Here is a 21,306-nt window from a genome sequence, read left to right on the forward strand (position 1 = left end):
GTTCCACATTTAAAAGAAAAAATACCAGATAAGCAGCACGACAACGAGTGGAACCCCCATCAGCCAAAGGATCATTGCTCTCAACATTTTTGTTCTCCTTCCTGTTGAAAATTCAACGTTTCGAAGGAGCGATTGTTCCACAATTCAGGACATTCATGGCGCGTCCGCGTAGAGCCCGTGCCGTTCAATGCGACTCAAAATACGCGGAATTCCAAAAGCTTTAATGATCCGTCAATGAATCGGTGACATCACTAAATTCTAAAAGGCGCAACCAGCGTTTCCGGTTGTGTTGTTGAGTAACGGGCGTGTGGCGTATGGATTCGAAACGAGGGCTGAAACATTCGGTCAACGGCAAGGCAGTGAAGCTGCGCGATAAGCGCAGTTCTGTCGTTATATTGTCGTTTATGGCCATTGCTGTTGCCTTGGCGGGTTGTGCATCGGCACCGCAGCCGAAATCGAAGACAAAGCGCTCGAAGGAATATTTCGCCGAATCCAAATATGGCGTGAAAGCCAGCCCACGCGTAGCCTTTTCGAAAGGAAAGCCTCTACCACGTGGTGGCGGGCGCGATCAGACCGGTCAGCCCTACAAGGTCAAAGGTCGCTGGTATTATCCCAAGGAAGACAAGAAATACGTCAAGGTCGGCCATGCCTCTTGGTATGGTGAAGCTTTTCACGGTCGTCTGACTGCCAATGGTGAAGTCTACGACATGACACATTTGACCGCTGCGCATCCAACGATGCCGTTGCCGAGCTATGCCCGCGTGACCAATCTCGCCAATGGCAGTTCGGTGATCGTGCGTGTGAACGACCGTGGTCCATACGAATATGATCGCGTGATCGATCTTTCCCAGAAAGCTGCCGAAATGCTTGATTACCAGCATCACGGTACAGCGAATGTGAAGGTCGAATATGTCGGAAGAGCTCCGTTGAACGGCAATGATGATGCATTTCTGATGGCGTCGTACCGTCCGGCAGGTGGCGATGCGATCGGCCAGCCCGCAACTGGCGTCATGATGGCAATGAACGGGCCGACGCCGACCTCACCGAAGTCACGCGTTCCGATGCCTGTAATGGATGCGGTTCCGGTATCCGCGCCTATACCTGAAAACTCACCTTTTGCTGTCGATCCTGCTTATAGCGATCCGTCGGGTGGAGCAGCTCCAATGTTACCGGCAAATGTACCGGTACCGTCGCAGCGCCCCGGCTCAAGCTTTGGAGTGGCTAATGCTGCCGGTGTCAGCGGTCTCGCGGGCTATGCGTCTGACCGGCTTGCAGCAACAGCCTATGCCGAAGAGCGCGCCTATGGCAGCATCCTGACCAAGGATGCGATCTCAAGCGCCTGGAAGCGTCGTGAAGCCGAGGAACACGGCGAATATGTTGAGATTGGCACATTCAAGACGCTTGAAGAGGCCAGGCAGGTTCAGGCTTCATTGCCAGGCTCAATCAGATTTACGCTCACGAAGATTCCGACCGAAACCAGTGAGTTGTACGAGTTGACAGCCGTGGCCGAGAAGGGTGGAAATGATGCTCTGCTGCGTGCGGCCTGGAAGGTCGGCGCAGAAAATGCGTTTGTGGTGCGTCTCGATTGATCGCTCACGATACGGTGATAAACACTGGCATATTGATTTTGGTCGGATTCGTTGCGTAAGCTCTATCACATTGCTCACGTAACGGGATTTGCATGGGGCTGATTTCAAAAACACTGGTGTTTGCTCGTGCCGTCACTGTCGGCGTTTCGCTGGCTGTTGCCGTGCCGGTTGCTAGCTTGGCGGCACCTGTCGAAGCTGCATTCGTTACAAAAGCTCCGCAGGTCTTGCTCGTCGATGACCGGAGCGGAACTGTGCTTCTCTCCAAGAATGCCAATGTTCCGATTCCTCCTGCGTCACTTGTCAAGCTGATGACTGCGGAAGTGGTATTCGAAGCGCTCGAACAGGGTGCCACGACACTCGGTACACCATACACCGTCAGCGAAAATGCATGGAGAACCGGAGGTGCACCCTCGGGGACGTCAACGATGTTCGCGCGTATCAAGTCGACGCCGACCGTCGCTGATCTTTTGCAAGGAATGATTGTTCAGTCGGCGAATGACGGAGCTATCGTACTGGCAGAAGGACTGGCAGGCAGCGAGCAGGCTTTCGCAGACCGCATGAATGACCGCGCGAAGGAGCTAGGCTTGATCGGCTCCAAGTTCGTAAATTCCACGGGGTTGCCTGCTGAAGGACAAGTAGTCTCGCTGCAGGATTTGGTCAGATTGGCGCGGCACATACGAACCGCCCATCCTGAATACTATAAGTACTATGCTCAGCCGGCCTTCACCTGGAACAACATCATGCAGCGCAACCGCAATCCGTTGTTGCGGCTTGATGTCGGGGCTGACGGCATGGGAACAGGCTTTACGGAAGCATCGGGCTTTGCGCTGGTCGGGTCGGCGGAACAGAACGGTCGCAGGCTTTATCTGGCGATGAGCGGCCTTGCCAGCATCAAGGAGCGTGAAGAAGAAGCAAAGCGTCTCCTGCAATGGGGGATGACGGCATTTGATGATGTGCAGCTTTATCCGGCGGATGAAATCGTGGGTGAGGCGCAAGTTTTCGGTGGTGCGCTCACGCACGTGCCGTTGAAGGTCAAGGATCGCGTCGAGCTGTTGTTGCCCAAGGACGGTCGCAACAAGCTGAAAGCGCGTATTGTCTATAAGGGTCCACTCGATGCACCTGTTGCCGACAACCAGCAGGTCGGCGTTCTTCGGCTGGAGCTTAATGGTAGTATTCTTCGCGATGTTCCTGTTTTTACAGCGCAATCTGTTGAAGAGGGGAGCCTTTCAAAGCGCGCATTGGGTGCGGCAATGGAGCTTTCCACTGGCTGGCTGCGGAAATATCTTTAACCTGCGCTACGCGTATTCCAGGCTCGACCTGATAGCCAAAGGCCGATAATAACTTTGATAGAAGTCCATTCGGATATCGATTCAAACATTTGGAAGCTGGTTTGTCGGGATTGTTCATCACATTCGAAGGCGGCGAAGGAGCGGGCAAATCAACGCAAATTGCTTTGCTGGCCAAGCATTTGCGGGCAAACGGCTTCGATCCGGTCATCACGCGAGAACCGGGTGGTTCTCCTGGTGCGGAAGCAATTCGCCATGTCATATTGAGCGGCAATGCGGAGAACTACGGCGCAGCGATGGAGGCCCTGCTGTTCGGTGCTGCAAGAGCAGACCATGTGAACCAGCTTATCCGCCCGGCGCTGAATGAGGGGCGGGTGGTTCTCTGTGACCGTTTCATCGACTCAAGTCGTGCGTATCAAGGTGTTACCGGCAATCTCGACAGAACCTATATGGCGGCTGTGGAGCGCATTGCGATCGATGGCGTCATGCCTGACATGACGATCATCCTTGATATTCCCGCAGAGAAGGGTTTGTCTCGTGCTGGAAAACGGCGCGGCAGCGAGACGGCGGACCGGTTCGAGAAGGAAGATATTGCTGTGCACGAGGCACGACGGCAAGCCTTTCTCGCAATCGCCGAGGCGGAACCTGAACGCTGCAAGGTGATCGACGCTGATCGCCTGCAAGACCAGATTGCAAGTGATGTCGCAAAAGAGGTTGATAGTGCTTTGAAGGAAAGGGGGTTGTTGTGATTGAGGAACTCGACGTCCCTAAAGCGCACGATTCCATTGAGGGTGTGCCAGAGCCTTCTGCAAGTGATTATGTTGCCGGGCACCGGGAGATTAGTGACTTTTTGGCGCAAGCCTATCGCGAGGGGCGTATGCATCATGCGCTGCTCTTTGAAGGTGCGCAGGGGATCGGCAAGGCAACGCTCGCTTTTCACCTGGCTGGCCATATGCTGGCGCATGGCGACAATAGCGAAGCGCCGGAGCATATTGCTGCTCCGGATTTTGCAAGGCCGCTCTGGCGACAGATTGCAGGCGGGATGCATCCCGCTGTCCTGCATATCAATCGCCCATTCGATCAGAAGACCGGGAAATTCAAAACGGGTATTCCTGTGGAGGAAATCCGCCGGGTTACACATTTTCTGACCAGAACGGCATCAGACCACGCTTGGCGCATCGTTATTGTCGACCCTGCCGATGATATGAATCGCAATGCCGCCAATGCACTCCTGAAAACCCTGGAAGAGCCTCCTGCACGGGCGCTCTTTATCCTGATTTCCCATTCGGCGGGACGCTTGCTCCCGACAATCCGGTCGCGTTGCCAGAGCATCGGCTTCAAGCCACTTGACGATGCTGGGTTGACGGATGCCTTGGCACATGTCGGTCCCGGTGTCGGAATGCAGGCTGATGCTGTAACGCAAACACTGCTCCAGCGATCGGAAGGCAGTGTGCGTAAGGCACTTCTGCTGGTAGCGAATGGCGGTATCGAAATCTCCGACACTGTCGATTCCCTTCTCGAAGGACAAAATTTCGATTTGCCGAAAGCGCAGGCGCTCGGCGGCATATTGAATGGTCGTGAGTCGGAGGTTCAATATGAGCTGTTCCGTGATCATCTGCTTGGGCAGGTTGCAATCGAAGCTCGTCGTCGTGCGGAGGCAGGGCAACTGCGTGATGCAGATCGCTGGTCGCGTTTCTGGAGCGATCTCGTACGCGAGACCGTGGATGCTGAAACCTACAATCTCGACCGCCGGCAAGCTGTGGTAATCCTTTTGGAAAAAACGCATCGCGCTTTTCGTTCCGGTCAGCCTCCGCTTGCGTGACATGGCCGCTGACATGCGTTATGTCACCGCTGATAATTTTCTCCTCGTGTGTCTGCTAATCATTCAGGCGCGCTTTCAAACTTCGAAAGACCGGGTCCATAATGAGCCGCGAAAAATATTACATCACCACCGCGATTGCTTATCCGAACGGAAAGCCGCACATCGGCCACGCGTATGAGTTGATCGCGACCGATGCAATGGCGCGTTTTCAGCGCCTGAACGGCAAGGATGTTTTCTTTCTGACCGGTACGGACGAACACGGCATCAAGATGTTGCAGAGCGCGCGCAAGGAAGGCATTACGCCGCGCGAGCTCGCAGATCGCAATACGGCTGCGTTCCGCCAGATGGCGGATGTGCTGAACAGCTCGAATGACGACTATATTCGCACCTCGGAAGAGCGCCATTACAAGGCGAGTCAGGCTATCTGGAAAGCGATGGCTGGCAATGGCGATATCTACAAGGGTGGATATGCCGGCTGGTATTCCGTGCGTGACGAAGCCTATTACGGCGAAGAGGAAACGGAAGTCCGCGAGGATGGTGTGCGCTACGGTCCGCAAGGGACTCCTGTCGAATGGGTTGAGGAAGAAAGCTATTTCTTCCGTCTCTCAGCCTATCAGGACAAATTGCTCGATCTTTACGAGAAGAATCCGGGCTTCATCATGCCTGCGGAGCGCCGCAACGAGATTGTGAGCTTCGTCAAGTCGGGTCTGAAGGACCTGTCGATTTCGCGTACGACATTCGATTGGGGCATTCCGGTGCCGGGTGACGAGAAACACGTCATGTATGTCTGGGTCGATGCCCTGACCAATTACATTACTGCTCTTGGCTATCCTGATACTTCGGATGAAAAGTGGGGTTATTGGCCTGCCGATGCACATATCATCGGCAAGGATATCTCGCGCTTTCACGCCGTCTATTGGCCCGCATTCCTGATGTCGGCTGGTATTCCGCTGCCGAAGCGGGTTTTCGCACATGGCTTCCTGTTCAACCGTGGCGAGAAAATGTCGAAGTCCCTCGGCAATGTGATCGATCCCTTCGGTCTCGTTGAACGTTATGGGCTCGATCAGCTGCGCTATTTCCTGATGCGTGAAGTACCATTCGGTCAGGATGGCAGCTACAGTCATGACGCCATCGTCAACCGCACCAATGCCGATCTGGCCAATGATCTCGGTAATCTGGCGCAGCGTTCGCTGTCGATGATCGCCAAGAATTGCGAAGGTAAGGTTCCGGTTCCGGGTGAATTCTCCGACGCGGATAAAGCAATTCTCGATCAGGCCGATGCGGCGCTGGAAACGGCGCGTAAAGCTATGGACGACCAAGCGCTGCATCTGGCGCTCGGCGCGATCTTCGCCGTTGTCGCGGAAGCCAATCGTTATTTTGCGGGGCAGGAACCTTGGGCGCTGCGCAAGACCGATCCGGCGCGCATGGGTACTGTCCTTTATGTGACAGCCGAAGTGATCCGGCGCGTTGGCATCATGGTGCAGCCGTTCATTCCGCAGTCGGCAGAAAAGCTTCTCGACATACTGGCAATTCCTGCCGACAAGCGTCAGTTCTCTGACGTTACGGCAAGCCAGCTTGTCGGGGGTGCCGATCTGCCAGCCCCGCAGCCGGTATTTCCGCGCTATGTGGAAACAGAAGAACAGAACTGAGTTCGATGATGCTTGTCGACAGTCATTGTCACCTCGACTTTGCCGACTTTGAACCGGAGCGCGATGATATCGTTCAGCGCGCTCTGGATGCCAGAGTTAGGCGCATGGTGACGATTTCCACACGGGTCAAGAAATTCGATACGATCCGCGCGATCGCGGAAACCTATGACTCCGTTTATTGCTCGGTCGGTACCCACCCGAACAACGCGCATGAAGAACTCGACATTACGGCTGATGATCTCGTGCGTCTCTCGGAACATCCGAAGGTTGTCGCCATAGGCGAGGCGGGTCTCGATTATCACTACGACTATGCCCCACCGGAAGCGCAGCGCCAAGGTTTCCTCGTACACATTGAGGCGGCGCGTCGGACTCAGTTGCCGTTAGTCATTCATGCCCGCAGTGCGGATGAGGATATGGCCGAGATACTGGAGCGTGAGACGGAGAAGGGCGCTTTTCCGTTTATCCTGCACTGTTTCTCTTCCGGTCGTGCTCTGGCTGAAAAGGGCATCGCGCTCGGCGGTTATGTTTCTTTCTCAGGGATTCTGACTTTCAAGAACTCACCGGAGATTCGCGAAATAGCGACCATCGTTCCGCGTGACCGCCTGCTGGTGGAAACGGATGCGCCGTTCCTTGCTCCGTTGCCGCATCGCGGCAAGCGCAACGAACCGTCTTTCGTGCAGCATACAGCGGCCGTGCTGGCTGAGACGATTGGCGTGAGCAATGACGAAGTCGCGCGTATCACGAGCGACAACGTGTTCAGGCTGTTTTCCAAGATGCCTCGGCCTACACTGGCACTGTAAGGGGGAAGATTGAGCGTGACTCCCCCAAAAAATTGCCTGCGTTTCACGGTTCTGGGCTGTGGTTCGTCGCCCGGCGTGCCGCGTATCAATGGCGATTGGGGCAGTTGCGATCCCCATAATCCGAGAAACAAACGTCGTCGCGCATCGCTATTGGTCGAGCGATTTGACGATACAGGTAACAGCACGACAGTTGTGATCGATACCGGGCCGGATTTCCGTGCTCAGATGATTGATGCAGGCGCACACAGCCTCGATGCGGCTGTTTATACACATCCGCATGCTGACCATATTCACGGTGTCGACGATCTTCGCACATATGTCGTTGAAAATCGTCGTCTCATGGATGTCTATGCCAATCGATTGACGCGGAACCGGCTCTTCGAGGCATTTGGTTATTGTTTCGAAACACCTGCCGGATCGAGCTACCCGCCGATCCTCAGCATGCACGACATTGCTCCGGAGACGCCGTTTTCCATATCGGGAGCGGGTGGCCCAATCCGCTTCGAGCCGTTTAGTCAGGTGCACGGCGATATTGAATCGCTCGGCTTTCGTATCGGATCTGTTGTTTATTGCACTGATGTGAGCGCTTTCCCTGAGCAAAGCCTTAAGCATTTGGGCGGGGCCGACGTGCTTATCATAGATGCGCTGCAATATCGCCCACATCCAAGCCATTTCTCGCTTGGTGAAGCGCTGGAATGGATCGAGAAGCTGGCGCCCAAGCGCGCCATTCTCACGCATATGCACGTTCCACTCGATTACGAGACAGTCATGCGTGAGACACCGGGTAATGTCGAACCGGGATATGATGGGCTCCGCTTCGAGGTACCGTTTTAGATTTTAGGCCATGAAGAAAAAAGCCCGCGATGAGATCATCGCGGGCTTTTCATTTGAAAGCTCTATGTTTTAGCCTACTGCGCCCTTGGACGGAAACGGCATCACATTGCTACCCTCGACAGCTTTGGGCGCTTTGTCCTCCAGCATGAGGCCGCCAGCACGAAGAAGGTCGGTGAAGCGACCGCCGCGTGCGGCCAGTTCATCGAAGCTGCCGCTTTCGACCAGGTGGCCCTTGTCCATGAAAAGGACCAGATCGGCGGAGCGGACTGTCGAAAGACGGTGAGCAATGATGAAGGTCGTGCGGTTGTGGCTGAGATCGTCAACCGCCTGCTTCACCTTCTCTTCGGTTTCAACGTCAAGCGCACTGGTGGCTTCGTCCAGAACGAGGATCGGCGAATCCTTCAGGATTGCGCGCGCAATCGCTAGGCGCTGACGTTCACCGCCCGAAAGCTGTGAGCCGCGTTCACCGATAACCGTATCGTAGCCATCGCTCTTGGCCAGAATGAAGTCGTGGGCTGCTGCGGCACGTGCTGCAGCATGCACTTCCTCATGCGTGGCACTTTCTCGACCCACACGAATATTCTCCTCGACCGATCGATTGAACAGGCCTGCATCCTGAAAGACAGTTGCGATGGCATGACGCAGCGAACGACGGCTGACGGTACGCGTATCTGTTCCGTCGATCGTGATGCGGCCGGCTGCCGGATCAAAAACGCGCTGCAACAGATTGATGAGCGTCGTCTTGCCTGCACCGGTTGGGCCGACGATGGCCACCGTCTGTCCTGGCTTGATTTCAAACGATACATCATAGACGCCCTGGCCGGAGTTCGGAAACTCGAAGGTTACATTGTCGAATATGATGTCGCCCTTGACGTCGTTCAGGTCCGACACGCTCTGGGGCTCCTGACGATCAGCCGTGGCATCTTCCATCTGAAAGAACTCTTCAAGCTTGGCGCGTGCCGTAACGGTCTGGTTGATGAAGGCGCTGATCTGGTCGAGACGACCGATCATCAGCTGTGCAAAGCCGATAAAGGCAATTACATCGCCGACGCGCATCTGGCCCTTGGTAACGAAGTAAGCGCCGAGAACGAGAACCACCACCATTGAGAAGGTTGATGCCATGCGGTTCAGGCCGCTGGCCAGCGCCCACCAATTGAGAACAGGAAACTGTACCTTCTCCAGGTTCTTGGCATAATCACGCAGAGATTGGGTTTCCGACGCAATGCGGTTATAGCTCTGCACAACCGAGACGTTGCTGATCGTATCGCTCACATGTTCGAACAGCTTGTGGTGATGCTTTTCGACAGCGGTCTGACCATCCTTGGTCTTGCGCATGACAAGCTGGCCAATCATCACATAGATGACACCGAGCACGATGAGCACCAGCGACATGCGCATATCCATGCTCATTGCAACCGGAATGAGCGTCGCCAGAGCAACCACGGTCGTCAAATGCTGGCGCATGAATTCGAGCCAGAGCGTGAAAAGCGAATCTGTTGCGCGGATCAGCGTGTGGAGTGCGTTGGATGTACCGCGCTTCTGGTGCCACGAAAGCGGCATAGTGATGAGACGCTCATAAGAATCGATCATCACGCCCAGACGACGGCGGTGTGCGAGGCGGTCGGCTCCGCGCGCCACGAAGACTGCAGCAACAATGTTGAAGCCGCCAAGCGCAGCCCACATCGCAAGAGGCGAGAAAATATCGCCCTTATCGGAGATAGCCTGAATGACCCGACCGAACAGAATAGGTTCGGCAAGTGTGACCAGGGCAACCAGCACGCTGGCGACACACATGGTAATCGTTGCAGTCTTTTCGACCGCAAGGTATTCCATGGCTCGCCAGTAGATTTTGAGCAATGACACTTTCGCACTCCCGCTCGTTCTATTTCACGGGACTAAATGGTATAGCCCCTTTGTTCTATCAATATCTGATGGCGACAAGAAGTGGCGATTGGGTGTCAAGATCGACCATAAATTAAGAACGTGTGTAACCGAGTGTGAAGATTCAGTAGTCGAAATGGAATTCTTTAGGGATTGCTGGACCAGTTTCGGCTAAAGCAGCCAAATTGCAGTTTTCAGGAATTCCGCCTAGCAATCGTCGGAACTCGCGTCTATTGACAGGACTTAATGACCGGCGCGCGCGTACGCACCGCAATAGCAAGAGTTGATCGGGTTTCTCCATGGCAGGCGTTGAACAGAAGATTGTGGATACAGGCGAGGCGGGCATGCGGCTCGACCGCTGGTTCAAGGTCCATTATCCGGGGTTGGGTTTCGGCCATCTGCAGAAGCTTCTGCGGTCGGGGCAAGTTCGTATCGACGGCTCAAGGGCCAAGGCAGATACGCGTATTCAGGCCGGACAGACTGTTCGTATTCCACCTCTTGGCGTCGATGAAAAGGCCGTCGGCCCGGTCACGGCGCGGACAATCCGCAGCCAGCAGGACGGCGACGTGCTTTCGCAGATGCTTCTCTATGAAGACCCGAAAGTGTACGTTTTCAACAAGCCTGCAGGTCTCGCCGTGCAGGGCGGTTCAGGCGTATCGCGTCATGTTGATGGAATGCTGGAGGCATGGCGCAACAAGAAGGGCGAAAAACCGCGTCTTGTGCATCGTATCGACCGTGACACATCGGGCGTGCTTGTCGTTGCTCGTACGCGGGGCGCAGCGCAGGCGTTGACCACCGCCTTCCGTGAACGCGACACTAAAAAGACCTATTGGGCTTTGGTCAAAGGCGTTCCACGCAAGCGCGAGGACAAGATTTCAACCTGGCTGGTCAGGGAACAGACACCGGATGGTGACAAGATGCGTGTTTGCCAGCATGGCGAGCCGGATTCCGATCACGCTGTCTCGTATTACCGCATCATCGAGAAGGCAGGGAACAATCTGACCTGGCTGGAGATGGAGCCTTATACCGGTAGAACCCATCAGCTGCGTGTGCATGCGGCTTATATCGGTCATCCTATCATCGGTGATCCAAAGTACTTTGAAGCTGACCAGAATTGGGAGTTTCCGGGCGGTATACAAAAACGTCTGCATCTTCATGCGCGCCGTATTCGTATTCCAAATCCGTCGGGCGGTACTATCGATGTGACCGCGCCACTGCCGCCGCATATGGTTCAGTCGTGGAACCTGCTCGGCTTTGATGAGGAAAGTGCGGAAGATTAAAAATGTCAGGCGGAGCGGGGGGATCGTCCGAGGGGCGAGTTTCGTTCGATGGGCTGGCCATCATGCTGGTCATGTTCATCATGTTCAGCTGGGGGCTCAATCAGGTTGCCATCAAGATCGGCAATCGAGGGTTCAATCCCATGCTGATGGCGGCGGGGCGTGCTGCGCTCGGTGGCCTGTGCGTTTTTCTCTGGTGTTACTGGCGCCGTATTCCGCTTTTCAAGCGTGATGGCACGCTCTGGGCCGGAATTGCCGCCGGGCTGTTGTTCGGAAGCGAATTCGTTCTGATTTTTCTGGCGATGGAGCTGACGAGCGTTGGGCGTGTCACACTCATGATGAACGTCATGCCGTTCTGGGTCGCTATTGGCAGTCATTTCCTTCTCGGCGAGCGGATGTCTGTCCGGGCCTTCGTTGGCATGTGTATCGCCTTTCTGGGTGTGTTTCTGGTCTTCTCCGATCATGTCAGCCGACCGGGGCCGCACGCCATCTATGGCGATATGCTTGCGCTCGTGTCAGGTGTGCTGTGGGGACTTACCACGCTGGTTATCAAGCGAACCCGGCTTGCCCATACGGCTCCAGAAAAGACGCTTCTCTACCAGCTGGTGGTCGCGACACTGGTGCCGCTGCCATTCATCGCGTTGAGCGGCCCATTGCTTCGTAGCCCGGATGCCTTGTCCATATCGGCGTTTCTCTTTCAGGCGATATTCGTGGTGGCTTTCACCTATCCGCTCTGGTTCTGGATGGTGCGCCGTTATCCGGCATCGAAACTTTCTAATTTCGCCTTTCTCACGCCCGCTTTCGGCGTGTTATTGAGCGGTCTGATCCTGAATGAGCCCCTGAGCTGGAAAATATTCGCGGCTCTTGCGCTGATTGGTTGCGGACTGATGATTATCAACAAGCCGGCAAAGGTCACCAACGCCCGATGAAACTGGTCCTTTTCGATTGCGACGGTACGCTGGTCGACAGCGGTGACTTCATTCACAGATGCATGGCTACGAGCTTTGCAGATGCCGGTCTGGAACCTCCCGCAATCGAGGAAACGCATTCGATCATCGGCCTGTCGCTGCATCTGGCTATTGCTAAGATTCTGGATCGCGAGCCGGATGAGCAGGTGCATTGGTTGACGCAACGCTACAAGGAAAACTTTGTGATGTTGCGACAGGCGCCCGATTTCACGGAGCCGCTCTACGATGGAATTCTGCCGCTTCTGACGGAGCTCGGGGCGAGGGACGATCTTCTGCTTGGCATAGTGACCGGAAAATCCCAGCGCGGCGTCCGCTCTGTTTTCGAACGTCATGGCATCGGGCATCATTTCGTGGTGACGCGTACTGCTGACGATTGCCCGTCGAAACCACACCCGGCCATGGTGCTTGAATCCTGCGCGGAAATGGGGATAGAACCCAGCCAGACAATTGTTATCGGCGATGCTGTTTATGATATGCAGATGGCACGCGCGGCGGCGGCTATGGCGGTGGGCGTCTCCTGGGGGTATCATAACCGGCAGGGACTGATTGAATCTGGCGCCCATCACATTCTGGAAGCGCCATCTGAACTCCATGCATTGCTGCAAGGTATGGACGAACAGGTTCTCTAGTTGTTGAGCCTTCCACCAAGTCAGCGACACAGAACTGGACAAATCTATGCGTGATATTTTGAGTGATCTTGAGGCAGGAAAGCAGCTTTCGGACGAAAACCCGATCGTGCGGGCACAAAAGCAGATGCTGGCGCAACTGCCTAAACGCTTCTACGAAAAGGCAGAAGTGGCGGAAGTTGAAGGCGGTTTCACCGTCCATTTGGATGGTCGCCCTGTCAAGACGCCGGCTCGCAATCTGCTGCTGTTGCCGACCAAGGCGGCGGCCCAGATCGTAGCGGACGAATTCACCGCTCAGGAAAAGGTTATCGACCCGGGGAAAATGCCTGCGACCCGTCTCGTCAACACGGCGATTGATGGGATTGCGCAGGATCCGCAGGCAGTTTTCGAGGACATTTTGCGTTTCGCAGGCACGGATATGCTTTGCTATCGCGCCGATAGTCCGCAGGAACTCGTTTCTCGGCAGACCGAGCAATGGGATCCGCTGATCGACTGGATGGAAGGCCTTGGCGCACGTTTTTCACTTGCTGAAGGTGTGATGCACATTGAACAGCCTCGGGAAGCCATCGCGGCATTCGGTGTTCATCTGGCTGGTTTCAAAGACCCAATCGCGCTGGCATCACTGCATACAATGACGACGCTGACCGGCTCAGCGATTATTGCACTTGCTATCGCAAAGGATGAAATAACAGCAGAGCAAGGCTGGAATCTGGCTCATATTGATGAGGACTGGACTATCGAGCATTGGGGTTCGGACGCGGAAGCCATAGAGCGGCGAAAAAACCGCGAAATTGAAATGATGATGGCGGCTCGTGTGCTCAAAGCACTTTAAATATTAGAATTATCGCATTGATCTAATAAAGAAACCCCGGCATTGCCGGGGTTTCTTTTGCGCGCGCAATCATCAAGTGTTGCGCGTCGTTCCCCTCGGTAAGAGCAAAAGAAATGGCGCGAACGGATTAACGCCCGCGCAGCTTTCTTAAACCGAGTAGTACATGTCGTACTCGACCGGATGCGGCGTCGTTTCGTAACGCATCACTTCGGCCATCTTGAGTTCGATGAAGCTGTCAATCTGATCGTCATCGAACACGCCGCCAGCCTTGAGGAATTCACGATCCTTATCGAGTGACTGCAGTGCTTCACGCAGTGAACCGCAGACGGTCGGAATCTTCTTCAGTTCTTTGGCAGGCAGATCGTAAAGATCCTTGTCCATGGCCTGACCCGGATGAATCTTGTTCTTGATGCCGTCAAGACCAGCCATGAGCAGGGCAGCAAAGCACAGATACGGGTTTGCCGCCGGATCAGGGAAACGAACTTCCAGACGCTTGGACTTCGGCGAATTGCCGAATGGAATACGGCAGGAAGCCGAACGGTTGCGAGCCGAGTAGGCAAGCAGAACCGGGGCTTCGTAACCCGGAACCAGACGCTTGTAAGAGTTGGTCGACGGGTTGGTGAAGGCATTCACGGCCTTGGCGTGCTTGATAACGCCACCGATGAAGTAAAGGCAATTTTCCGACAGGCCGGCATATTCGTTACCAGCGAAGGTTGGCTTGCCTTCTTTCCAGATCGAGAAGTGGACGTGCATGCCCGAACCGTTGTCACCGAAGATCGGCTTCGGCATGAAGGTTGCGGTCTTGCCATAGGCATTGGCAACCTGATGCACGACATACTTGTAGATCTGCATCTTGTCGGCGTTGCGGACCAGCGTGTCGAATTTCACGCCGAGTTCGTGCTGTGCGGAAGCAACCTCATGATGATGCTTTTCAACCGTGACACCCATTTCGGTGAGGACGGTTAGCATTTCCGAGCGCATGTCCTGCGCGCTGTCGATCGGCGGTACCGGGAAATAGCCGCCCTTGACGCGCGGACGGTGGCCGAGATTGCCCGTTTCATATTCAGTATCGTCGTTTGACGGCAGTTCGGTCGAGTCGAGCTTGAAACCGGTATTGTACGGGTCAGCCTTGTACTTCACGTCGTCGAAGACGAAGAATTCAGCTTCCGGACCGACATAGACCGTGTCGCCGATGCCGAGCGACTTCATGTAGGCTTCCGCCTTCTTTGCGGTCGTGCGCGGATCGCGGCCATAGGCTTCACCCGAGATCGGGTCAAGAATGTCACAAAGGATGACCAGTGTGGATTGAGCGAAGAACGGGTCGATATGGGCCGTCGTCGGATCCGGCATCAGAACCATGTCGGATTCATTGATGGCTTTCCAACCGGCGATGGAAGAGCCGTCGAACATCACGCCGTCGACAAACATTTCTTCGTCGACGAGGCCGATATCCATCGTAACATGCTGCAGTTTGCCCTTCGGGTCGGTGAAGCGAAGGTCGACGAACTTGATGTCGTTGTCTTTGATTTGTTTGAGAATATCGTTGGCAGTCGTCATTTTAATTCCCTGTTTGCACGACGATGGATTGTACGCAGGTATTATCAGATTGCATCCACGCCGGATTCACCGGTGCGGATACGGATAACTTCTTCGATGTTGGAGACGAAAATCTTGCCGTCCCCGATGCGTCCCGTCTGGGCAGCCTTGCGGATGGCTTCGATGGCGCTGTCCACGGTTTCGTCTGCGACGATGACTTCAACTTTCACCTTGGGAAGAAAGTCGACGACATATTCGGCGCCGCGGTAAAGCTCGGTATGACCTTTCTGTCGTCCGAAGCCCTTGGCTTCGATGACAGTGATCCCCTGTAAGCCGACTTCCTGAAGGGCTTCCTTCACTTCATCCAGCTTGAAGGGCTTAATGATGGCTTCGATCTTTTTCATCAGAGAATGGTCTCCGCTCTTCTACGGAAATGGACATTGTGCCCGTTTCACCAATAGAGAAGCATGAAGTGTGCCAGTTTGAAGTCTGTATAAAAAACTTCTTCGATTTCGTTCATCCGCAGGCAGAGTGGCACTATTCATGACGCTTGTGCAAGCGGGACTCTCATGACGGGTATGAAATAGGCACTATCATTCCGGTTTATCTGTCTAAAAATTAGTCATTATGCATCAAAAGAGGGCAAGCTTGCATAAAGTCCGGTGCCGCGTATTTAATCACAATGAGACCCCGTATTGAGAAGGTACGCGATGTACGAGTTGCTGACCCCGCAGGAAATGGCAGAAGCGGATCGCCAGACGATCGAGACCGGTATCAAGGATGGTTTCTCACTGATGCTTGCTGCAGGCCGGGCCGTCGCAGAGGTTGCACAGCGGATGTTTCCTCGCAATGCTCCAGTTGCTGTTCTTTGCGGGCCTGGCAACAATGGTGGCGACGGCTACATCGCGGCGCAGTTTCTCCTGGAAGCGGGTTTGGAAGTCGTGTGCTTCGCATCCGCTCCCCCGAGGAAAGGCTCCGATGCCATGCGTGCGTCGTTGTTCTACAAGGGGCCTGTCTCGAACTTCGGTGAATTTTCGGTTGCGAGTTTCGGCGGCGTAATCGATGCATTATTCGGCGCTGGCCTCGCTCGCGATGTTCACGGAGCCGAAGCCATCGCGATTGATGCTGTGAACACTTCTGATGTGCCGGTTGTGGCGGTTGATTTACCTAGCGGCATATCCGGTGAAAGCGGTCATATCCTCGGAACGGCGATCCGTGCACGAGCAACAGTTACGTTCTTTCGCAAGAAACCCGGCCATTTGCTACAACCGGGAAGGGCGCATTGCGGTGTTCTCCATGTGGCGGATATAGGCATTCCGGATCACATACTTACTGCGATCGAACCGCATGCATTCGAGAATGCTCCAGACCTTTGGGCAAGCGCCCTGCCAGTATCTGGCATTGAGGCTCATAAGTATAGTCGCGGCCATGCAGCCGTGTTTTCCGGCGGCGTTCATTCTACAGGTGCCGCACGCTTATCAGCCCTCGCTGCGGCCCGTAGTGGGGCGGGTGCGGTAACGCTTCTGTCTCCGCCCGATGCTATGACGGTCAATGCCACGCATCTGACCAGTATCATGGTCCGTGAGACCCGTGGTTTGAGGGATATTCGACAGTTTTTTGCCGAACGTAAGGTCGCATCAGCTGTCCTTGGTCCGGGTTATGGAAATCCCGTTTTGGCGCGTGAATATGCCCTGTTTCTAGCAAGTGACGAATCAGCGGGCTTTCATGGTTTGGTTCTTGATGCCGACGGGATTACGGCCTTTGAGCAGAATCCAGCTGAGCTTTTCGATAAGCGACAGGGCATAAAGACTGCTCTTGTGCTTACACCACATGAGGGAGAGTTCCGGCGGCTTTTTCCAGATATAGCAAAGAGTTCGACATCAAAGATCGAAAAGGCTCGCGAGGCTGCAAGGCGTGCTAACGCAGTCCTTATATATAAAGGTCCCGATACCGTGATCGCAGAACCGGGTGGTCTGGCAGTGGTCAATGCCAATGGAACCCCGCTGCTCGCCACTGCAGGATCAGGCGATGTCTTGACGGGAATTGTGTGCGGCCTGCTTGCTCAAAGGATGCCCGCATTTGCAGCGGCGTGTGCTTCCGTGTGGATGCATGCGGACGCCGCGCGACGCTTTGGCCATGGACTTATTGCGGAAGATTTGCCTGCTCAGATACCTGCTGCCCTGTCGGCATTGGTGCGATCCTCTCGCAATTAACGACCGGACGTCCGGCTGTTCTTGGTGCCGACATCAATCGTGATGCTTCCAGAGACCGAAACGTCAGTATTACCGACACGAAAATTTTTCCAGTTACCGCTTGGTGCCTGTTCCGGTTCGGGAGCAGGCGGCGGGGCGGTCACAATGGGTTTTTGAGCCTGAACGCCGGGTAGTCCCGGCGATCCGTCGTTCGCAGACGCTGTTGATACCGTGGCTAAGAAAGCAAAGCAAAATATAAGAAAACGCTGCGTAATCATTTACCATTCTCCCTTTATACGGGATCGGTGACCGCATCGATGAGCTGTTCGGCCATTTCGAGGGTGAACTCGTCAAAATGCGAAATCACACGGCTTGGATCGTAATGCTGTACGGGAAGATCGGTATACCCAAAGTCGACGGCAACAACGGGGATGCCAGCAGCTTTTGCGGTGTCGATGTCTGTTCGGCTATCCCCGACCATGATTGCCCGTTCACGATTGCCACCAGCCCGTACGATGGTCTCGGTGAGATGGCGCGGATCAGGCTTGCGATAAGCAAATGTATCGGCTCCGCAGATTGCAGCAAATCGCTCGGCTTCACCCATGGAAGTCAGGAGTTTTACCGACAAAGCCTCGAATTTGTTCGTGCAAACTGCGAGCTCATAACCGCTTGCTGAGAAGCGGTCCATTGCTTCCAGAACGCCTGGGAAAAAGGTTGAATGTCCCGGCATGTGATCGGCATAATGTTCGCGGAATTCTTCCACGAGATTGTCAAGCTGTGCTTCGTCGGCCTGTTTCTTCTGCGCGGCGAAAGCACGCTCGATCATGACGCGCCCGCCTTGCCCTACGAATCTGCGTAACGATTCACGATCCGCTGTTTTCAGGCCCGATATAGCGAGGCAGTGATTGAGACTGTCGAGAAGGTCTGGTGCTGTGTCGACAAGGGTTCCGTCGAGATCGAAAACGATGATGGGCTTGGGGTTGGCAGCAGACATTAGCTTCTCGTGTGTGAAATGGGGAATAAGGAAGTCCTATCTGATTGTCGACTTCGGCTCAACCTCGCGATCGGGATGCGCTCTAAAAACCGAAATTCTGCGTCATAGTTCGAATAGGCGCTTTGTTGTGCCGCGTCCGCATGCTAGAGGCGAGCCGGACCACAATGAGAATCCGCAGGGGAATATCGGGAATTCAAGTATGGACGAAGCTCGCAAGCTGAAAATCGCAGCCGCCGCAGAAGCGCTCACGCACGTCAAGGACGGAATGCGTCTGGGGATTGGTACTGGTTCGACGGCCGAGGAATTCGTGCGCCTGCTTGCCGACAAGGTAAGCAACGGCTTCAAGATCATTGGAGTGCCTACTTCCGAACGCACCGCAAAACTTTGCAAGGAACTCGGGGTTCCGCTTACGACGCTCGATGAAACGCCTCATCTTGATCTTACCGTGGATGGTGCCGATGAAGTCGATACCAACCTTTCGCTCATCAAGGGCGGCGGTGGAGCGCTTCTTCGTGAAAAGATCGTGGCTGCGGCATCTGACGCAATGATCGTTATTGCCGACAGTTCGAAGGTCGTCGAAACACTCGGGCGTTTTCCGCTGCCTGTGGAAGTCAATCGCTTCGGTCTTGGTGCTACCATGCGCGCGATTGAAGAAGCAGCTGCGAAGTGTGGTCTTGCAGGCCCGCTGGCACTGCGTTTAAAAGATGGCTCACCCTTCGTAACAGATGGTGGGCATTATATCGTGGATGCATCTTTTGGCCGCATTCCCGATCCAAAGACACTATCTGACGCTCTCTTCGCAATTCCAGGCGTTGTCGAGCACGGACTTTTCATCGGACTGGCGCGTGCGGCAGTGGTTGCCGGCAACGACGGCATCCGCACCATGAACCGGTCTTGAACTGATTGAACGGAGTACTGACCTTATGATCCCGGCAACTGGCTTTCGCCGTCTGATTGCACCGTTTTCCGCGCTCGTACTGATGTCGGGCATTCATGCAGCTTCGGCACAGGAAATCACTGAAGCTCATCTGGAAGCTGCCCGTGCTGCTATTTCTGCGATTAGTGCTACTGAGCAGTTCGACGAAATTCTGCCGAACGCAGCGCGCTCCCTCAAGGGTGAACTGATCCAGAAGGATCCGAATCTGGAAGCCCTGATCACGAAGACTGTCGATGACAAGGCTCTCGCTCTTGCTTCCCGCCGTGCGGATCTCGAAACCGAATCCGCTCGCGCCTATGCAAAAGCGTTTTCCGAAGACGAACTCAAAGCCATAGCAGCATTCTATACGTCGCCTGCAGGCAAGAAGCTTCTGTCCGAAGGCCCGATTGTGACGCGTGAAGTCGTGAAAGCAGCAAATATCTGGCAGAATGGCATCGCCCGTGATCTGGCGACCGGCGTAGCTGAGGTTCTGGCGGCACAGGCTGGCGCTGCTGCAGCTCCGGCACAGCCTGCGCAGCAGTAATTTTTGCGGTAACGAGGAATTTGAAAGCCCGGTCCCTTGGCCGGGCTTTTTCTTTTGCTTACATAGCAGCCAACCTAATGTTTATTGGAGAATCCCATGACCGGCTTCGACTATGATCTTTTTGTTATCGGCGGCGGTTCTGGCGGTGTTCGGGCAGCGCGTCTCGCTGGGGCCATGGGCAAAAAGGTCGGTCTTGCAGAAGAATATCGCATGGGCGGAACCTGCGTTATTCGCGGCTGCGTACCGAAGAAACTCTTCGTCTATGCTTCGCAGTTTCCTGAGCATTTCGAGGATGCAGCCGGCTATGGTTGGGATGTCGGCACATCGACGTTTGACTGGAAAAAGCTGATCGATGCCAAGGACAAAGAAATTGCCCGGCTTGAAGGGCTCTACACCAAGGGCCTCCAGAATTCCGATGTCGAAATTTTTGCCAGCCGCGCCGAATTGATCGATGAACATACTGTTGAGCTGAAGGCAGACGGTCGTCGCGTTACCGCAGACCAGATATTGATTGCGACCGGCGGTCATCCGAGCATGCCCGAATCCATGCACGGACATGAATATTGCATCAGCTCCAACGAAGCGTTTCATCTCGCTGAGCTGCCGAAAGCGATTGCCATTGCGGGTGGCGGATATATCGCTGTTGAGTTCGCGAACATATTCCACGGCCTTGGCGTCGAAACGACACTCGTGTATCGAGGCAAGGAAATCCTCTCCCGTTTCGACCCGGACTTGCGCCATCTTTTGCATGAAACCATGGAAGCAAAAGGTATCCGTATCATTTGCGAAGCGGTTTTCGAGAAAATCGAGAAGCAGTCCGACGGTAATCTGAAAATCGCGTTGAACAATGGCGATACATTGGAAGTCGGTCAGGCAATGATGGCGATCGGGCGCAAGGCCAACACGACGGGTCTTGGGCTGGAGAGAGTTGGCGTCAAGATGGATGAGCTTGGCGCGATTCCGGTCGATGATTATTCGCGTACCAATGTCGCGAATATCTGGGCCGTGGGCGATGTTACGAACCGCGTCCAGCTGACACCAGTGGCAATTCACGAAGCCATGTGCTTTCTCGAAACGGCGTTCAAGGACAATCCGACGAAGCCCGACCATGAATTGATTGCGACGGCGGTGTTCTCTCAGCCAGAAATTGGCACGGTCGGTTTGCCGGAAGATGAGGCTGCGAAGAAGTATCCGGAACTTGATGTTTACCGAGCGCTGTTCCGCCCTATGAAGAACACGCTTTCCGGCCGCAATGAGAAAATGCTGATGAAGCTCATCGTTGATGCCGCGAGCCGCAGAGTGGTCGGGGCCCATATCATGGGGCCAGATGCCGGTGAAATGGCTCAGCTTCTGGGTATTTCCCTCAAGGCTGGTGCGACCAAGGATGACTTCGATCGCACGATGGCGGTTCATCCGACAGCGGCCGAAGAACTGGTCACTATGTACAAGCCGACCTATCGCGTCGTGAATGGTGAGAAAGTTGACGGCTAACTCTTTCGCGACCGGTTTCTCCGGTTAACGATTATTGCTGGCATAAAGTCTCGGCCTGCATTATATCAG

20 protein-coding genes are annotated in these 21,306 nt (G+C 54.8%); 15 read left to right on the top strand and 5 right to left on the bottom strand.

The annotated features are described in order from the left end of the window. Window positions 1-314 precede the first annotated feature (314 nt). From OANT_RS10770 to OANT_RS10800, 7 genes are all read left to right on the top strand, one after another. A complete protein-coding gene (locus OANT_RS10770; RefSeq protein WP_012091985.1) occupies window positions 315-1,589 on the top strand; it encodes a septal ring lytic transglycosylase RlpA family protein in 1,275 nt (424 codons plus the stop codon). Between the two features lie 92 nt (window positions 1,590-1,681). Next, on the top strand, window positions 1,682-2,878 hold the full coding sequence (locus OANT_RS10775; protein ID WP_012091986.1) for a D-alanyl-D-alanine carboxypeptidase family protein: 1,197 nt from the start codon (window positions 1,682-1,684) through the stop codon (window positions 2,876-2,878). A 101-nt stretch (window positions 2,879-2,979) separates the two neighbouring features. Then, on the top strand, window positions 2,980-3,624 hold the full coding sequence (tmk, locus tag OANT_RS10780) for a dTMP kinase (RefSeq protein WP_040129268.1): 645 nt from the start codon (window positions 2,980-2,982) through the stop codon (window positions 3,622-3,624). Continuing rightward, complete coding sequence (locus OANT_RS10785) at window positions 3,621-4,697, top strand: DNA polymerase III subunit delta' (RefSeq protein WP_012091988.1); 1,077 nt, start codon at window positions 3,621-3,623, stop codon at window positions 4,695-4,697. The genes tmk and OANT_RS10785 overlap by 4 nt, the downstream gene beginning before the upstream one ends. Window positions 4,698-4,798: 101 nt before the next feature. Beyond that, window positions 4,799-6,346: a methionine--tRNA ligase gene (gene metG, locus OANT_RS10790; protein WP_012091989.1), complete on the top strand. Its 1,548-nt coding sequence runs from the start codon at window positions 4,799-4,801 to the stop codon at window positions 6,344-6,346. Window positions 6,347-6,354: 8 nt separating this feature from the next. Beyond that, the gene (locus OANT_RS10795) at window positions 6,355-7,146 is read left to right on the top strand and encodes a TatD family hydrolase (RefSeq protein ID WP_040130126.1); all 792 of its coding nucleotides are present in this window, start codon (window positions 6,355-6,357) and stop codon (window positions 7,144-7,146) included. Between the two features lie 15 nt (window positions 7,147-7,161). After that, the gene (locus OANT_RS10800; RefSeq protein ID WP_012091991.1) at window positions 7,162-7,980 is read left to right on the top strand and encodes an MBL fold metallo-hydrolase; all 819 of its coding nucleotides are present in this window, start codon (window positions 7,162-7,164) and stop codon (window positions 7,978-7,980) included. 69 nt (window positions 7,981-8,049) lie between these two features. Here the strand turns inward: OANT_RS10800 and OANT_RS10805 are convergent, their stop codons facing one another. Next, window positions 8,050-9,843, bottom strand: coding sequence for a glucan ABC transporter ATP-binding protein/ permease (locus OANT_RS10805; protein ID WP_012091992.1), 1,794 nt, complete (start codon window positions 9,841-9,843; stop codon window positions 8,050-8,052). Window positions 9,844-10,160: 317 nt separating this feature from the next. On the opposite strand from OANT_RS10805, the gene OANT_RS10810 reads away from it, so the two are divergent. The 4 genes from OANT_RS10810 to OANT_RS10825 are packed head-to-tail and all read left to right on the top strand — an operon-like array spanning window position 10,161 to window position 13,564. Next, window positions 10,161-11,141 (top strand): RluA family pseudouridine synthase, encoded by a 981-nt coding sequence (locus OANT_RS10810; RefSeq protein WP_010660030.1) that lies wholly within the window; start codon window positions 10,161-10,163, stop codon window positions 11,139-11,141. Window positions 11,142-11,143: 2 nt separating this feature from the next. Then, window positions 11,144-12,067 carry a DMT family transporter gene (locus OANT_RS10815; RefSeq protein ID WP_012091993.1) on the top strand — a complete coding sequence of 308 codons (924 nt, stop codon included), beginning with the start codon at window positions 11,144-11,146 and terminating at the stop codon, window positions 12,065-12,067. Beyond that, a complete protein-coding gene (locus OANT_RS10820) occupies window positions 12,064-12,735 on the top strand; it encodes an HAD-IA family hydrolase (protein WP_012091994.1) in 672 nt (223 codons plus the stop codon). The genes OANT_RS10815 and OANT_RS10820 overlap by 4 nt, the downstream gene beginning before the upstream one ends. Window positions 12,736-12,781: 46 nt before the next feature. Then, window positions 12,782-13,564 (top strand): ATP12 family chaperone protein, encoded by a 783-nt coding sequence (locus OANT_RS10825; protein ID WP_012091995.1) that lies wholly within the window; start codon window positions 12,782-12,784, stop codon window positions 13,562-13,564. 147 nt (window positions 13,565-13,711) lie between these two features. Here the strand turns inward: OANT_RS10825 and glnA are convergent, their stop codons facing one another. Next, a complete protein-coding gene (gene glnA / locus OANT_RS10830; protein ID WP_010660034.1) occupies window positions 13,712-15,121 on the bottom strand; it encodes a type I glutamate--ammonia ligase in 1,410 nt (469 codons plus the stop codon). Between the two features lie 44 nt (window positions 15,122-15,165). After that, entirely contained in the window at window positions 15,166-15,504 is a 339-nt protein-coding gene (locus OANT_RS10835) for a P-II family nitrogen regulator (protein ID WP_002964122.1), read from the bottom strand. A 306-nt stretch (window positions 15,505-15,810) separates the two neighbouring features. Between OANT_RS10835 and OANT_RS10840 the strand changes: the two genes are divergently transcribed. Beyond that, window positions 15,811-17,313, top strand: coding sequence for a bifunctional ADP-dependent NAD(P)H-hydrate dehydratase/NAD(P)H-hydrate epimerase (locus tag OANT_RS10840; RefSeq protein WP_012091996.1), 1,503 nt, complete (start codon window positions 15,811-15,813; stop codon window positions 17,311-17,313). On the opposite strand, the gene OANT_RS10845 is transcribed toward OANT_RS10840, so the two are convergent. Next, on the bottom strand, window positions 17,310-17,570 hold the full coding sequence (locus OANT_RS10845) for a hypothetical protein (RefSeq protein WP_012091997.1): 261 nt from the start codon (window positions 17,568-17,570) through the stop codon (window positions 17,310-17,312). The two genes, OANT_RS10840 and OANT_RS10845, sit on opposite strands and share 4 nt — an antisense overlap. A 14-nt stretch (window positions 17,571-17,584) precedes the next feature. After that, window positions 17,585-18,286 carry an HAD family hydrolase gene (locus OANT_RS10850; RefSeq protein ID WP_012091998.1) on the bottom strand — a complete coding sequence of 234 codons (702 nt, stop codon included), beginning with the start codon at window positions 18,284-18,286 and terminating at the stop codon, window positions 17,585-17,587. A gap of 199 nt (window positions 18,287-18,485) precedes the next feature. Here OANT_RS10850 and rpiA point away from each other — a divergent pair, with 199 nt between their 5' ends. The 3 genes from rpiA to gor all read left to right on the top strand — a co-directional run bounded on the left by rpiA (window position 18,486) and on the right by gor (window position 21,237). Then, window positions 18,486-19,184 carry a ribose-5-phosphate isomerase RpiA gene (gene rpiA / locus OANT_RS10855; RefSeq protein WP_012091999.1) on the top strand — a complete coding sequence of 233 codons (699 nt, stop codon included), beginning with the start codon at window positions 18,486-18,488 and terminating at the stop codon, window positions 19,182-19,184. Window positions 19,185-19,209: 25 nt separating this feature from the next. After that, a complete protein-coding gene (locus OANT_RS10860) occupies window positions 19,210-19,746 on the top strand; it encodes a DUF2059 domain-containing protein (RefSeq protein ID WP_010660039.1) in 537 nt (178 codons plus the stop codon). Window positions 19,747-19,842: 96 nt separating this feature from the next. Further along, a complete protein-coding gene (gor, locus tag OANT_RS10865; protein WP_012092000.1) occupies window positions 19,843-21,237 on the top strand; it encodes a glutathione-disulfide reductase in 1,395 nt (464 codons plus the stop codon). Window positions 21,238-21,306 lie beyond the last annotated feature (69 nt).

The organism is Brucella anthropi ATCC 49188, assembly GCF_000017405.1.
Taxonomy (GTDB): Bacteria; Pseudomonadota; Alphaproteobacteria; order Rhizobiales; family Rhizobiaceae; genus Brucella; species Brucella anthropi.

Bases quoted from the DNA above. Each gene is read 5' to 3' on its own strand.
- OANT_RS10770 (WP_012091985.1), top strand. From the start codon at position 315: ATGGATTCGAAACGAGGGCTGAAACATTCGGTCAACGGCAAGGCAGTG.
- OANT_RS10775 (WP_012091986.1), top strand. From the start codon at position 1,682: ATGGGGCTGATTTCAAAAACACTGGTGTTTGCTCGTGCCGTCACTGTC.
- metG (WP_012091989.1), top strand. From the start codon at position 4,799: ATGAGCCGCGAAAAATATTACATCACCACCGCGATTGCTTATCCGAAC.
- OANT_RS10795 (WP_040130126.1), top strand. From the start codon at position 6,355: ATGCTTGTCGACAGTCATTGTCACCTCGACTTTGCCGACTTTGAACCG.
- OANT_RS10810 (WP_010660030.1), top strand. From the start codon at position 10,161: ATGGCAGGCGTTGAACAGAAGATTGTGGATACAGGCGAGGCGGGCATG.
- OANT_RS10815 (WP_012091993.1), top strand. From the start codon at position 11,144: ATGTCAGGCGGAGCGGGGGGATCGTCCGAGGGGCGAGTTTCGTTCGAT.
- OANT_RS10820 (WP_012091994.1), top strand. From the start codon at position 12,064: ATGAAACTGGTCCTTTTCGATTGCGACGGTACGCTGGTCGACAGCGGT.
- OANT_RS10825 (WP_012091995.1), top strand. From the start codon at position 12,782: ATGCGTGATATTTTGAGTGATCTTGAGGCAGGAAAGCAGCTTTCGGAC.
- glnA (WP_010660034.1), bottom strand. From the start codon at position 15,121: ATGACGACTGCCAACGATATTCTCAAACAAATCAAAGACAACGACATC.
- OANT_RS10835 (WP_002964122.1), bottom strand. From the start codon at position 15,504: ATGAAAAAGATCGAAGCCATCATTAAGCCCTTCAAGCTGGATGAAGTG.
- OANT_RS10840 (WP_012091996.1), top strand. From the start codon at position 15,811: ATGTACGAGTTGCTGACCCCGCAGGAAATGGCAGAAGCGGATCGCCAG.
- OANT_RS10845 (WP_012091997.1), bottom strand. From the start codon at position 17,570: ATGATTACGCAGCGTTTTCTTATATTTTGCTTTGCTTTCTTAGCCACG.
- OANT_RS10850 (WP_012091998.1), bottom strand. From the start codon at position 18,286: ATGTCTGCTGCCAACCCCAAGCCCATCATCGTTTTCGATCTCGACGGA.
- rpiA (WP_012091999.1), top strand. From the start codon at position 18,486: ATGGACGAAGCTCGCAAGCTGAAAATCGCAGCCGCCGCAGAAGCGCTC.
- OANT_RS10860 (WP_010660039.1), top strand. From the start codon at position 19,210: ATGATCCCGGCAACTGGCTTTCGCCGTCTGATTGCACCGTTTTCCGCG.
- gor (WP_012092000.1), top strand. From the start codon at position 19,843: ATGACCGGCTTCGACTATGATCTTTTTGTTATCGGCGGCGGTTCTGGC.